General features: G+C 55.5%; 12 protein-coding genes. 1 reads left to right on the forward strand and 11 read right to left on the reverse strand.

Going from position 1 to position 13,263, the window contains the following annotated elements:
- Positions 1 to 2: 2 nt before the first annotated feature.
- From CCE92_RS11740 to CCE92_RS11775, 9 genes are all read right to left on the reverse strand, one after another.
- Complete coding sequence (locus tag CCE92_RS11740; protein ID WP_088008105.1) at positions 3 to 2,306, reverse strand: glycoside hydrolase family 65 protein; 2,304 nt, start codon at positions 2,304 to 2,306, stop codon at positions 3 to 5.
- A 7-nt stretch (positions 2,307 to 2,313) separates the two neighbouring features.
- A complete protein-coding gene (gene pgmB / locus CCE92_RS11745; protein ID WP_088008107.1) occupies positions 2,314 to 2,991 on the reverse strand; it encodes a beta-phosphoglucomutase in 678 nt (225 codons plus the stop codon).
- Positions 2,992 to 3,008: 17 nt separating this feature from the next.
- Positions 3,009 to 4,037, reverse strand: a complete 1,029-nt coding sequence (locus CCE92_RS11750) for a LacI family DNA-binding transcriptional regulator (protein ID WP_088008108.1) — start codon at positions 4,035 to 4,037, stop codon at positions 3,009 to 3,011.
- Positions 4,034 to 4,753, reverse strand: coding sequence for a YesL family protein (locus tag CCE92_RS11755; RefSeq protein ID WP_088008110.1), 720 nt, complete (start codon positions 4,751 to 4,753; stop codon positions 4,034 to 4,036). The genes CCE92_RS11750 and CCE92_RS11755 overlap by 4 nt, the downstream gene beginning before the upstream one ends.
- A gap of 30 nt (positions 4,754 to 4,783) precedes the next feature.
- Positions 4,784 to 5,620, reverse strand: a complete 837-nt coding sequence (locus CCE92_RS11760; protein ID WP_088008111.1) for a carbohydrate ABC transporter permease — start codon at positions 5,618 to 5,620, stop codon at positions 4,784 to 4,786.
- Entirely contained in the window at positions 5,620 to 6,495 is an 876-nt protein-coding gene (locus tag CCE92_RS11765; protein ID WP_241536010.1) for a carbohydrate ABC transporter permease, read from the reverse strand. Before CCE92_RS11765 ends, CCE92_RS11760 begins: the two co-directional genes overlap by 1 nt.
- A gap of 121 nt (positions 6,496 to 6,616) precedes the next feature.
- Entirely contained in the window at positions 6,617 to 7,660 is a 1,044-nt protein-coding gene (locus CCE92_RS11770; protein ID WP_241536012.1) for a sugar ABC transporter substrate-binding protein, read from the reverse strand.
- Complete coding sequence (locus CCE92_RS16240; RefSeq protein WP_241536014.1) at positions 7,603 to 7,866, reverse strand: hypothetical protein; 264 nt, start codon at positions 7,864 to 7,866, stop codon at positions 7,603 to 7,605. Before CCE92_RS16240 ends, CCE92_RS11770 begins: the two co-directional genes overlap by 58 nt.
- Positions 7,867 to 7,929: 63 nt before the next feature.
- Positions 7,930 to 10,296, reverse strand: coding sequence for a glycoside hydrolase family 65 protein (locus CCE92_RS11775; RefSeq protein ID WP_088008115.1), 2,367 nt, complete (start codon positions 10,294 to 10,296; stop codon positions 7,930 to 7,932).
- Between the two features lie 319 nt (positions 10,297 to 10,615).
- Between CCE92_RS11775 and CCE92_RS11780 the strand changes: the two genes are divergently transcribed.
- Complete coding sequence (locus CCE92_RS11780; RefSeq protein ID WP_088008147.1) at positions 10,616 to 11,311, forward strand: Na-translocating system protein MpsC family protein; 696 nt, start codon at positions 10,616 to 10,618, stop codon at positions 11,309 to 11,311.
- Between the two features lie 13 nt (positions 11,312 to 11,324).
- Here CCE92_RS11780 and CCE92_RS11785 read toward each other — a convergent pair whose 3' ends face one another.
- Both CCE92_RS11785 and CCE92_RS11790 read right to left on the reverse strand, forming a co-directional pair.
- On the reverse strand, positions 11,325 to 11,516 hold the full coding sequence (locus tag CCE92_RS11785; protein ID WP_088008116.1) for a hypothetical protein: 192 nt from the start codon (positions 11,514 to 11,516) through the stop codon (positions 11,325 to 11,327).
- 238 nt (positions 11,517 to 11,754) lie between these two features.
- Positions 11,755 to 13,164 carry a tetratricopeptide repeat-containing diguanylate cyclase gene (locus CCE92_RS11790; protein ID WP_088008121.1) on the reverse strand — a complete coding sequence of 470 codons (1,410 nt, stop codon included), beginning with the start codon at positions 13,162 to 13,164 and terminating at the stop codon, positions 11,755 to 11,757.
- Between the last annotated feature and the right edge of the window lie 99 nt (positions 13,165 to 13,263).

Genomic DNA, 13,263 nt, shown 5'->3' on the forward strand with positions numbered 1-13,263 from the left:
TATCAGATCAGTGCTTTCTGCATGCTGCCGTTCCGGTGGATGACGGTCTCCCGGCCGCTTTCGAGCAGGAGCTCCCGCCCGTGATGGGTGATGGTGAGATCCTTGCCTTCGATGAGCGTGTAGATGATGCGGTTCTGTTCGACACGCACTTTGATGAGCCGGTCCTGGAAGCGGAGCCGGAAGCCGAGGCCGTTCCAGTTTTCCGGCAGCCATGGAGCGAGCGACAGCCCGTCTTCTTTGACGCGCAGCCCGCCGAAGCCGGAGACGATCGACAGCCACGTGCCGCCCATGCTGGCCATGTGCAGCCCGTCTTTCGTGTTGCCATGGATGTTGTCGAGGTCGAGCCGCGCCGTTTCTTTGAAATAGCTGTAGGCTTTGTCCTTATAGCCGAGTTTCGATGCCATGATGCCGTACACGCAGTAGGACAGCGATGAGTCGTGCGTCGTCAGTTCTTCATAGTAGTCGTACGAGTTCCGGATCGTCTCGATGCTTTCCTCATCTTCCAGCAGGAAGTGCGCGAGCACCGTATCCGCCTGCTTCAGCACTTGATAGCGGTACAGTGTGAGCGGGTGGTAGTGCAGCAAAAGCGGGAATTTCTCTTTCGGCGTGTTGCCGAGGTCCCAGCGCTTTTTCCGGAGGAAGCTGTCATCCTGCTCGTTGATTTTCAACTTCTCATCATACGGCAGGAACATGTTCTCCGCCGCTTCCTGCCAGTCGGTCACTTCATGCTTTTCGAGCCTGGTTTTCTTTTCGAGCTTCCGGAGCTGCTTGTCGTCTTCCCTTTCGAGATACCGGTATACTTTCACGGCCCACGCCAGGTTATGCTTCGCCATGACGTTCGTGTAGTAGTTGTTGTTGACGATGCATGTGTATTCGTCGGGCCCCGTGACGCTGTCGATGCGGAACTGGCCGTCCTGCATGTGGCCGACTTCGATCCAGAGACGCGCCGTCTCGAACAGGACTTCCGCCATTTCGTTCCGCAGGAGCTCTTCGTCCTTCGTCACGAGGTAGTATTGGATGTAGCTGTAGGCGATGTCCGCCGAGATGTGGTACTGCGCCGTGCCGGCCGGGAAATACGCGGAACTTTCAGGTCCCGTGATGGTCCGCCACGGGAACAGTGCGCCTTTCTCGTGCCCCATCACCCGCGCGCGCATTTTGGCGTTCTCCAGAATGGAGTACCGGTGCAGGAGCAGGTTTTTCGCGATCGCCGGCTGCGTCATGAGGAACACCGGCAGCATATAGATTTCTGTATCCCAGAAGTAATGCCCTTCGTATCCTTCGCCCGACAGCCCTTTCGCCGAGATGTTGCTGAACGGGTCTTTCCCGACCGACTGAAGCAGCTGGTACAGGCTGAAACGGATGCCTTCCTGCAGTTCCGCATCGCCGTCGATTTCGACATCCGAGACGCTCCAGAAGTGGTCGAGGTATTCCCGCTGCGCCCGGAGCAGGTCGTTGAATTTCGTGTCCCGCTGCAAATTCTGGATGGCGATCCCCGTCTCCACGAGCGCGTTGCCGTGGCGCAGCGTGTCCGTATAGGCGTTGAATTTCGTGAATGTCACCGCTTCGCCGCCTTCGCATTCGTATGTTTCCTGGACGGATGTATCCGTTGAGTGGGAAGCGAAGATATAAGCGCCGGCTTCGACCGCGGTCGCGGTCACACAGGCCACTTCCAGATTCGTGATCATCGCCATGTCCCGGACGATGCTCAGGCCGTGCTCATGGCGGACATCCGTCACGTTGAGCCGCTTCGAATGGCCGGACGCAAGCCGCGGATCGTTGACGTCGACGTAATTCGATACATCGCCGTCCACGGTCGAGACGAACGTCACCGGTTCGCTGTGGTTGACCGGTTCGACACGGATGTTGATGGCGAACAGTTCCTTGACGGTGAATGAAACAAGGCGTCTGAAGTGCAGCTTCGTCTCCAGGCCTTCCGGTGACCGCCAGCGGATGAACCGTTCCGCGAACCCCCGGTCCATATGCAGGCTTCGCTCGAACTCGAGCACTTCCCCTTCGAACAGGGAGAACCGCTCGTCACCGATGTAGATATCGACCGACTGGCCGTCGATGACATTCAGCACTTTCTGCTGCGTGAGCGGGAAGCCGTGCAGCCGTTCGCCGTATTTGATTTCCGTTTCATCGTGGAAGGCGTTGAGGTATGTGCCGCGAATGGTTTTCGCGTCTTCCGTGTAGCCCTCTTCGAAATTGCCGCGCACACCAAGGTAGCCGTTGCCGAGTGAAAGGAGGCTTTCATTCAGCAGCAGGTTCTTTAAATCCTTCTCGGATTTGATCACTTTCCATGCCATGGTGTCCTCATTCCCCCTTTGCGCTGTATTGCTTCAGTATTTCAGTGAATTCAAGCTGTTCCGTATTGTCCACGCGCCAGTCGGCGTGCGGCAGATGCTCCGCCGGCCCGACACCGACCGAGAACATGCCCGCGCCGTTGATCGCTTCCACGCCGGCCGCCGAGTCTTCGATGCCGATGCAGGCTGCGTACGGGACGCCGAGCGCGTCCGCCGCTGTCGTGAACGTCTCCGGGTGCGGTTTGCCGTTCTTCACTTTCGCCGCATCGACGATGTAATCGAAATAGTGGGTGAGTCCGAGTTTATCGAGCACGAACGCGGCGTTTTTGCTGGCAGAGCCGAGTGCGATTTTCACACCGGACGCCCGGTTGGCCTTCAGCAGCTCTTCGATGCCCGGCAGGATATCCGACGGCGTGAGCTGTGAAATGAGGTCCAGGTAATACCCGTTCTTTTCAGCAGCCCGCTGCTCCTTCTCTTCCTGCGGCATCCCTTTCAGCCCGGGATTGCGTTTCAGGATCAGCTCGAGCGAATCCATCCGCCCGACCCCCTTCAGCTGTTCGTTGAACTGCCGGTCGATCGGCGCGCCGAGTTCGTCCGCGAGTTTTTTCCAGGCAAGAAAATGGAATTCCGCCGTATCGGTGATCACTCCGTCAAGATCGTAAATGATTGCTTCTGGCTGCTGTGCCATTGTATCGTCCCTTCCTTTCATCCGTTCATCCGGTCGATTGTCCGCACGGTCCCGCGTGCCATGAGCTGGTGGCCCACCGTGATGTGATGCCGCTCCTCTTTTTGGGTGATGAGATCGAGAAGCAGCTGCGCCGCCGTCCGGCCGATTTCCGTGAAATCCTGCCGGATCGTGGTGAGCCGCGGCTGTGTGTAGCGGCTGATCACGAGATCATCGAAGCCGGTGACGGACATGTCATCCGGTATTTTAAGTCCGGCTTCCTCCGCCGCCCGCATGACGCCGAACGCCATGAGATCGCTGAAGCAGATGAACGCGGTCGGCCGGTGCGTCAGCAAGTGCCGCTTGGCCAGTTCGTACGCCTTCTCTTCAGAGAATTCCCCGTCGAGCACCTGGACCGCTTCAGGCGGTATGCCGGCTTCCGACAAGGCTTTCCGCGCCCCGCGGAGCCGTTCTTTATTGACATACGTTTCGGCGGTCCCCGCCATGATCACGATGTCCCGGTGGTTGCAGGCGAGCAGGTGCGACGTGATGTCCTCCGCCGCCTTCGCGTTGTCGATCGAGACACTGCCGATCAGGCCATTCTCCGTCTCGCGCATGATATCGAGCACCACACACGGGATATTCGTATCGATCAGCTCTTTATAGTACGGATCATCCGTCCGGATGCCCTGCAGGATCGCTCCGCCGATGTTCCGCTCGCGGCAGTACTGCGCATAGCTTTTTTCCTGCTGCTCTTCCGTATCGATCAGGTAGATCGACAGCTCGTAATCGCTGACGGATACCGCTGTATAGACGCCTTTGAAAATATCAAACGCGTTGTTGTCTTTGTCGTTGTTGTTCAGCACGCCCGAAGAGATGAGCCCGACCGTCATCTGCTTTTTCGATGACAGGTTCTTCGCCACGATGTTCGGTGTGTACCCCAGTTCTTTGGCGACCGCAAATATTTTCTGGCGTGTCGCTTCTTTCACATCGGCGTAATTGTTGAACGTCTTGGAGACGACGCTGACGGAAACACCGGCCTGCTTGGCCACATCTTTGATCGTCGTCACGCCGCATGGCCTCCTTCGCCGTTCTGCCGGTCTTTCGCTTTCTGTTCAATCCGCTGTGTGTATCGGTAAAAAGCCGCAAAGGACAGGAACGCACTGAGTGAGCAAGTAAAAAACGGCAGCAGCACGACCAGCTGCGTGATGCTGACCCACACGATGAGCCCGCTGACGGCGATGAGGAACAGACCGAGCAGCGGGCTTCCGGCTGAAATGAAAAATGCATTCATCAGCCGCTCCTTGAGATTCATCCGGTAATGGGCACTGACCGCCAGAAAAACGGCCGTATAGACGAACAGGCCGGCACCGGCGATGAGATGCACCATGCCTATGATGGTGTCTGCAGGCCCTGCTGTCAAGAATCCGGAATACCAGGCGAGCCACAGGACAGCAAACACGGCGCCCGCCTTCAGGTTGTCCATGTAATCGGTTTTCAAATAGTTCAAGTATGCGCGCACCACGGAAGGCTGCGGCTCGTCCATCACCCAGTCGCGGGCCGCGCTGAAGGCGGCGGCCGTCGCCGGGAAGAACAGCAGCGGCACGAACAGCAGCAGGCCGATGCCGAACAGCACGACACCGGCCGCTGTGCTGATGTCAGGGAGCAAAAGCACCGCGAACAGCGGCAGGCTCAGCAAAAACCACATGAGATTGACCGCCGACAGCCGCATCACCCATTCACTGAATGCATACAGGACGCCGGTGATGCCTTTCAGGTCCTTCATAACAGTTCTCTCCTCCCAGGCCGGTTCCGCTTATTTGACGGCGCCTTCCCCGATGCCTTTGATGATGTACTTCTGTGCGATGATGTAGAAAATCACGACCGGGATGATGGTCAGTGTCAGGCCCGCCATGGCAAGGTTCCATTCGATGGTGAACTCGCCGAAGAAATAAAACACCGACAGCGGGATCGTCCGCAGTTCCTTATCGATCAGCGTCAGTGACGGCAGAAGGAAGTCGTTCCAGATCAGGATGACGTTCAGGATCATGACCGTCGCGGTGATCGGTGTCAAAATCGGGAAGATGATCCGCCAAAACACACCGAACTTCGAAGCCCCGTCAATCGTCGCCGCTTCTTCCAGCGACAGCGGGATGGACTTCACGAAGCCGTGGTACAGAAACACGGACAGCGCCGCATTGAACCCGATGTTCATGAAGATGAGGCCGCCGAGCGTATTGTAGAGCGGGATGCCGAGGTTCTGAGTGATATTGGTGACCAGCTGCATGAGCGGCATCATGATCGTCTGGAACGGAATGAGCATTGTCGCGATGAGGGTCATGAAAATGATCGTGCTCACCTTCCCGCCCGTTCTGGCCAGCATCCACGCCGTCATGGATGACAGGATGACGATGAAGGCGACGGAGACGACCGTCACGATCATCGAATTGATGAACGCGTTAAAAAAATCCATCTGTTCCATCGCTTCCGTATAAAACCGGAAATTGAAGTCTTCCGGAAGGGCCAGTGTATTCTCATACAGTTCCTTCCTTGTTTTGAAGGAGTTCACAAAAATGATGTAAACAGGAGACAAAAAGAGCAATGCCATCAGGACCAGCAAAATCTCTTTCGATAAGCGGCTCGCTTTCCGCATTACATCTCAACCTCCCGTTTTTTCGTGATATACACTTGCGTCAGCGTGATCGCCGCGATGATGATGAAGAAGACAATCGCTTTCGCCTGGCCGTAGCCGTAATTGCCGTAGCCGAAAATCTCATTGTAAATGTTCATGGCGAACAGCTCGGTTGCATTCGCCGGGCCGCCGCCTGTGAGCGAGAGGTTGACGTCATAGATCTTGAAGCCGTATGACAGCGTCAGGAACAGGCTGATCGTGAATGCCGGCATCAGGAGCGGGAACGTTACGCGTGTCAGCCGCTGCCAGCTGCTGGCGCCGTCGATTTTCGATGCTTCGATGACTTCACCCGGAATGCCCTGGATGCCTGCAATGTAGACGATCATGACGTAGCCGGCCATCTGCCAGGTGAATACTGTCACGAGCGCGAACAGCGCGAACTGCTCATCAAGCAGCCAGTTGAAGAAAACCGCATCCAGCCCCGTCACTTCACCGAAGAAAGCAAACACATCGAGGAATACGAATTGCCAGATGTACCCGAGGATCAGCCCGCCGATCAAATACGGCATGAACAGCATCGTCCGCGTCAGGTTCGCTGTCCGCAGTTTCGATGTGACAAGCAGCGCGAACGCGAGGCCGACCACGTTGACGGTGATCACCGACAGCAATGTGAACAGCACGGTGAGCCATGCGGACTGGAGGAACCGGTCATCCTGCAGCAGCGTCACGAAGTTATCCAGTCCCACGAATTCCATCGGGTTGGCCGCGATGCCGTCCCAGTCAAAAAACGCGTAATAAATCCCGATCAGAAACGGGATGATGACCACAATGGTGAAGATTATGAGCAGCGGTACGGTAAAGAGCAGGTACCAGCCCAGTTTGCTTTTATTTGCCACGTCCATCCCTTCTTTCCCGTTGTGAAAATTGGCCGAAGCGGCCCTTGAAAATGCAGGACACGCCATTTAGGCGTGTCCTTAGATGTACCATTCTTTTCATCTGCCTGTCCGGCCGGCAAGGTTATTCTGCTGTTGCGTTATCCCATGCGGCATCCAGGTTCTCGAGGAATTCTTCCCCTGTCATGTCTTCAGAGATGAAGAACTCCTGTGCAGCAGGTGCCAAATCGTTCGGAATGATTCCTGCCGGGAAGTAATTGTGTGACCACATGATCGTTTCTCCGCTGTTCGACGCTTCCAGCACCGCCTGCGAAATTGGATCGAGTCCTTCCGCTTCGATGTTCGTCATCGCCGGGATAAAGCCGAACTCTTCCACGATGATGCGTTTTCCTTCCTCACTCGTATGGAGCCATTCGAGGAAAGCGATGGATGCTGCAATCTCTTCCGGTTCTTTATTGGCATTCACAGCCCAGTTCGAACCGACGCCGACTGCAATTTTATCATTGCCTTCAAGCGGGAACGGTGCGAGACCGACTTCAAAGTCCACGCCGAAATCTTCAAGCATCGGCGCCACCCAGTTACCTTGGTGAATCATCGCTGTGTTGCCTGCTGCGAAATCACCGACTTGCGTGTCATAGGTCACTTCGAGCGGATTCACTTCCTGCGCGCGGATCGCTTCAAGGAAATCAGCGAATTCCTGGAATTCCTCCGTTTCCGCCAGGCTGACTTCACCGGCATTCAGCTGTTCAATGAATTCGACAGGATCTTCCTGTAGAGAGAACGGATAGTTGAGAATGTGCCCGATCAGGAAGTAGGCTTCCTGCGACAGGCTCAGGCCAGTGATCCCTTCAGCTTCCAGTTCCTCGATTGTGCTGACGAATGACTCGTAATCTGTGATGTCTTCAGGGTTGACGAGCTCTTCATTGTAGACGAGACCGAATCCTTCAACACCGTACGGGATGCCGACCAGTTTGTCGTCCAGCATCAGGGCCATGTTCGGTGCGATGTTTTCCGTGAACGCCTCACCGCTCAGATCGTACACGTACGACTCCAGCCGCTCCGCCTCCGAAGTATTCTGGAGACTGAAGATCGATGGGCCAGTGCCGTTGCTCAGACGGATCTGCAGCTGCTGAAAATAATCGTCACCCGTCGTCCCGATGACTTCCACGGCAATGCCTGTCTCTTCCTCATACGCTTCGGCCGCAGCTTCCAGCTGGTCGAAATTTCCACCTTGCTCTGGAAGATCGAAATCTCTTCCACTTCACCTTCCACTTCTTCGGCCACTTCTTCCGCCGGTTCGTCGCCGCACGCAGCGAGTGCCGGAAGCAGCGCGGCGGCCGCTAAACCTGCAACAAGTCTCTTATTGAATATCATGTGTGTTGCCCCCTTTGATTTGATAGATACTATAGTCAATAAAGCGGCAGAGCCGCCTTACAGCTACCGGTTGACAGTTAAATTCCGGCCGAGGGGAAGCTCGATCCGGCCTTCCGCTCCGTACTTCCTGCCGTGCGATTCGAACTCGATCCGGCCGCCGTCCTGTACGCTGACGGACAGACGGTCTTTTGTTGCTTCGACCGTCAGCCGTCTTCCGCGCCACAGGAGCGGGAATTTCAATGCGTGCCAGGCCGCCGGAAGACGCGGGCTGATCTCCAGGATGCCGTCCTTCTGACGGACGCCGCCGAAGCCGGACACCGCTGTCTTCCAAATGCCGCCGATCGCCGCGGCGTGGATGCCTTCATCGGACGTATCCATCGCCGGACCGAGGTCGATGCCGCACGCTTTTTTGAACAGTGAATAAGCGAGTGCCGTATTGCCGATATCATTCGCCGCAATCGCATACGTCGCCAGGCTGAGCGAGGAGTCGTGGAGCGTCCGCGGCTCGTAATAAGCGAAGTTGGCCCGCTTGGCCGCTTCCGACAGACGCGGGTCGTCATGCAGGAACGTCTGTCCGAGCAGATCGAACAGAAGCATCGTGTCCGCCTGTTTCGTCACTTGGAATCCGTTGATCTGCTCCGCATTGTAATCGCGGTAAATCGTCCGGACTTTCGCCTGTTCCTTGTACTTCGAGAGGTCGATTTCCGGCAATTGCAAGTACGTATCGTCCTGCGGGATCACCGAATCGTCTTGGCGCGGGCCAGGCAGATAAAGCTTTTCCGCTTTTTCCCGCCATTCCGCAATCCGTGCCGGCAGTCCGCCGAACTGCGCCGATGCATCCGCCGCCAGCTCTTCTGCCCACTTCACGGCAAGGGTCAAATTAAAATACGCAAGCCAGTTCGTATAGGCATTGTTGTCGACATGCTCCTTGTACTCGTCGGGACCGATGACGTCTGTAATCACGTACTCGCAGCGCCCGCTGTCCCACTCCAGGCGGCTCGCCCAGAAATCGGCCGTTTCGAAAACCATCTCGTAACCGCAGTGTTCCAAAAACTCCCGGTCGCCTGTCGTGTTCACGTACTGCCACACAGCGAATGCGACGTCGGCTGAAATGTGCTGTTCGAGCAGTCCCGAAAGGATTTTTTGACGGGTGCCGGTGACGATGTCGATGTCACCCCACTCCGGCGTCACTTCCCCGTCGGACGGCCAGGCCATCTCCCACGGGTACATCGCGCCCCGGAAGCCGTTCGCTTTTGCTTTCTTCCGCGCTCCCTCCAAACCGCGGAAGCGGTACATCAGGAGGGATTTCGCTGTTCCAGGATCGGCATAGAGGAAATGCGGCAGGATGAAAATTTCCGTGTCCCAAAACGAATGGCCCTTGTAGCCTTCTCCGCTCAGCGCTTTCGCCCCGATGCCCATCCGGTCATCATGCGCAGGCGCCATCACGGTCAGGTGGTACAGCGAGAAGCGGAGCGCCAACTGGTCGAACGGATCGTCGCTGTCCGCAACGACCGCCTTCTTGTCCCACACTTCTTTTTTCCACGTTTCCGCATGCCGGCTGAAAAGCGTCTCATATCCAGCCGCTGCGTGTTCCTCCAGTTCACGGACCGACCGTTCCTGCAGTTTTTCCAGGCTGTAAGGTTTGCCGGTCCACTCGCTGTCCCGGCTCGTATGGACCGTGCTCAGCTTTTCCGCCTCCAGCTTATCACCCGGCTGGAGCTGCACGCTGAACGACAGCCATACTTTGCGGCGCGCCATGTTCTTGGAAGGAGCTGCGCCGACAGGCTGTCCATTCAGTGAAAGGCGATGGACCGTACTGATCACCGCATCGACCCCTGACTGCCCAGTCCGCTGGACAAGCTGGAGCATGCTATCCCCGAAGACGCGCCGCTCCCCTTCGAGGAAATGCTGGGCGCCGGAATTGCTCTGCTGGGCGTCGATACCCGAATCGAACGCCACTTCCGCCGGATGGGTAAGGCTTTCCGCCTCCCACTTCATGCCGATGAGATGGAGGCTCTGGAGCGAAACGAAACGGCGGAAGCGGAACCGGAATTTCTTGCCTCCCGGTGATGTCCAGTCGACGGTCCGCTGCAATTCGGCCGTCTTCAGGTTCAGCTGCCGTATGTAAGTCTCCGTCCCGCCGAGTTCCAGACTGAAGCGCCCGCCATCCACCCGGATATCGATCCGCGTGACATCCGCCATATTCGGAAGTTCCGTCACTTCATTCGGAGCCGCCTGATTGAACGTTCCGTTCACGAACAAATTGCGCTTTTCACCGAGATAAGGTTCTTCCGTGGCAGAACGCAGTCCCAGATACCCGTTGCCAAGCGACAGTATCGCCTCACTTTTCCCTAAATGGGCGGTTGAAAAACCTTTTTCTGCCACAATCCAGTTTTTTAATGGGCCGCTGCCCTGCCCGTAATCCATCATACCGGCTTCCCTCCTTTCCGAAAACGTTTTAGTTTTCGGATAAAAAAATTTGAAAACGTTTTCACGAAAATCCCGAAAACGTTTTAGTTGAAAAGAAAAATAAAGACGTTTCCCGGTTCTGTTTCGGTAAACGTTCTTTTTAGTGTTTGCTGTCCTCTTCTCTGCCAGTATAAATCTTTCATTTTCCGCCGTCAATGGAAGTCCTGTGATTCGCCGGGCACCCTGGAGTGTTATGATGGAACAGGGAATCTTTCGTTCCAGCCGTCCGAAAAAAATTTTCGAAGTGCTTATGGCGCACTGTATCCAAGGAGATGGTTTTATGGAATCAAACCAAAAAAAAGCCGCTGATGTCGGCCGTTATGTTTCGTCTTTACTTCGCGACCATTTCGGTAAGGGTCCCGCTTCTGTACATGTTCTGATCAAACCGCCTTTTGCCTTCATCCATCTGCGAGACTTCCTGTCCCCCATGGAACGGATTTTGCTGAAACAGCAGGAATCGAAACGTCTCCTGGAACTCCGGGATCTGCTGATGGATGAACTGCGCCCGCAGATTAAACTCAACCTGTGGAAACTGGCCGGGCTGGATGTAACAGATGTGTTCGCGGACTGGAACCTGGAAGCCGAAACCGGCATGATCCTTTGCATACTTGATGAGGAAACCGCACAGGAAACACTTGCATGGCCGGAAGGGGTCAGTCACGAGGAGGTCATCAAAACCATCAACAGGGCCAGCATGAAAGTCGAGAAACGGCCCGGCAGCACGGCGGTCTACTGGCTGAATGAGCGGACTGTCCTGGTCGTGCGCGAGAAGATCCTCGTGGAGATCGAAAAGGAACTGATCGCTAATGGCTTCACAGAACCGCTGAAAATCGCGAAACGGCCACTCGAACGGAGATCGCTTGAGCTGGTGGACATGGAAACGGTGCTGCACCATCCTATCCGGGAAGTGTTCGTCGATTGGGATTTTTCGGGGGATACCGGCTACATGGTGATCATGCTGGAAACGCAGAATTGATGAAGCCGTCCGGTTATGTCGGGACCTGCATGGATTTGCAATATGGACAGCGCCGGTAGGATCTTTCCTGCATAAGTTCTTCAACATACGCAGAGGAATCGGTGAATTCACGCTGTTCCGCAGGCGTGCCGATGAAGCCGCAGCGGTCCCCCGCAAAGCTTTTCCAATGGATTTTCTTCTGGTCATGGTCAACGAAATAGGCCATCGTATGGTGCTCCCTTCTTTATTCACAAAACACGAAAAAAGCCGAAAAAGAGTCTGGTGAAAGACTCTTTTTCGGCTTTATCAGCAGCGCTAATGGTCTGTGATATTTTACCGTTCCAAGTTTGATACATGTTTCGGGATTATTCGCTGCCAACAGTTTAACCCATTGCATGAATCATGTAAAGCCCGCGGATGGCGCTGGATCGGACAGGGTACGGATCCCGCTTCCCCTCCCCTGTTCAGCCGCTTGCCACCACCCGGTTTTTTCCGTCCCCTTTCGCCTGGTAAAGGGCCATGTCCGCATTGTGGAACAGTTCATTGAATGTCCGGATCCGCCCGCCGTCATTATCCGCGACCCCGATGCTGGCGGTTACGGACGCCGCGCTTCCCGCCCGTTCGACCCGGAGATGCTGAAGCGTCTCCGCCAGCTGCTGCGCCTTCTGGAGACCCGCTTCAAAAGGCATATCCTGCAGGACGACAACGAATTCATCTCCGCCGTAGCGTCCGATCAAGTCCTGTTTGCGGAAGGCACCGGCACATGCTTCACTGACCTGGCGGATTGCCTCGTCCCCGAATAAATGGCCGTAGTCGTCATTGATCTGTTTGAAGTTATCGATGTCGAACGCGATACAAACGACACTCCAGCCTTTTTCCGCCGCTTCCGCCAGCCATCGGTCCGCCGTCACTTCCAGGTAACTGCGGTTGTACAGACCTGTCAGATGATCCGTATTCGCCTGCCGTTCGATCTCCTCGATGCTGTGCTTCAATTGCAGTTTCATCGCTACGAGCGACAGCTCCCGCCGGCTGATTTCATTGAGGAGGCGGATGTATTCTTTCTGCACGCTGTAAGCCAGGGTGATGTCACCCAGCGCTTCACAAAGGCTGATGCGCGCCTCCTGGATGGATTTCAGCATGTAATCGTCGCCGTAGCTCTCCACGATCTCTTTCGCTTCCGTATAGGCGGCGAGAGCTTCCGCATGCTTATCCTGGCGCGCATACCACAGCCCGAGCAGATCGCGCGACTGCGCTTTCTCCCGGTCGAATGAATCCAGCAGCGGATCGGAAGTCATTTCTTCGATATGCGGCCAGGATTTATGGAACTGGCCGAGTTCGATGTACGCCCGGGTAATATTCAGCTTCACCCGGTACTCCAGAATCCGGCTCGCCGGCTCGTGCCGCTGAGCCGCCCGGAGTCCGCGTTTCCCCATCTCGAGCGCCTGTTCGAACTCCCCTTTCCCCATGAGAAGATGAGCAAAGTTGCTGTAACTGTTGCTCAGAATATTATACTTCTTCAGCTGGCGGCCGATTTCAATGCTTTTGTGCAATGATTCTTCCGCCTTGTCGTAATTTTTGTTGTATTCATGGAGCAGAAACAGGATATTATACAGCTGCAGATAGTCCTCTTCCGTTCCGTAGCGGATGCAGATTTCGCGGTACGCTTCTATGTTCCGGAACGCCTCTTCGGCTTCCCCGATATAGTAGTAGGAAGCGGCGCTGTTCAGGTGAGCGACCAGAATGGATTTGTGGTCATTCGCCGCCATGCCGAGCTCCAGCAGCTCGTAGCTTCTTTCGATCGCTTCTTTGTACTTCCCCTCAGCTCTTAATCTTGTCACCGACTGACGCAATTTTAATAACGATTCTTCCGTCATGGTACTCTCTCCCTACAGTTGAACTCTTAACAGGAAAATATGCCTAATTAATGATACCCCAAAAGAATGGTTTGTAAAAACCTTTTGCCCTTTTTCTTT

The sequence above is a fragment of the Indiicoccus explosivorum genome (assembly GCF_002167005.1).
Classification (GTDB): domain Bacteria; phylum Bacillota; class Bacilli; order Bacillales_A; family Planococcaceae; genus Indiicoccus; species Indiicoccus explosivorum.

Coding starts and splice junctions, on each gene's coding strand:
- CCE92_RS11775 (WP_088008115.1), bottom strand. CDS start 10,296: ATGATGGATTACGGGCAGGGCAGCGGCCCATTAAAAAACTGGATTGTG.
- CCE92_RS16240 (WP_241536014.1), bottom strand. CDS start 7,866: ATGATATTCAATAAGAGACTTGTTGCAGGTTTAGCGGCCGCCGCGCTG.
- CCE92_RS11780 (WP_088008147.1), top strand. CDS start 10,616: ATGGAATCAAACCAAAAAAAAGCCGCTGATGTCGGCCGTTATGTTTCG.
- CCE92_RS11760 (WP_088008111.1), bottom strand. CDS start 5,620: ATGCGGAAAGCGAGCCGCTTATCGAAAGAGATTTTGCTGGTCCTGATG.
- CCE92_RS11740 (WP_088008105.1), bottom strand. CDS start 2,306: ATGGCATGGAAAGTGATCAAATCCGAGAAGGATTTAAAGAACCTGCTG.
- pgmB (WP_088008107.1), bottom strand. CDS start 2,991: ATGGCACAGCAGCCAGAAGCAATCATTTACGATCTTGACGGAGTGATC.
- CCE92_RS11790 (WP_088008121.1), bottom strand. CDS start 13,164: ATGACGGAAGAATCGTTATTAAAATTGCGTCAGTCGGTGACAAGATTA.
- CCE92_RS11785 (WP_088008116.1), bottom strand. CDS start 11,516: ATGGCCTATTTCGTTGACCATGACCAGAAGAAAATCCATTGGAAAAGC.
- CCE92_RS11755 (WP_088008110.1), bottom strand. CDS start 4,753: ATGAAGGACCTGAAAGGCATCACCGGCGTCCTGTATGCATTCAGTGAA.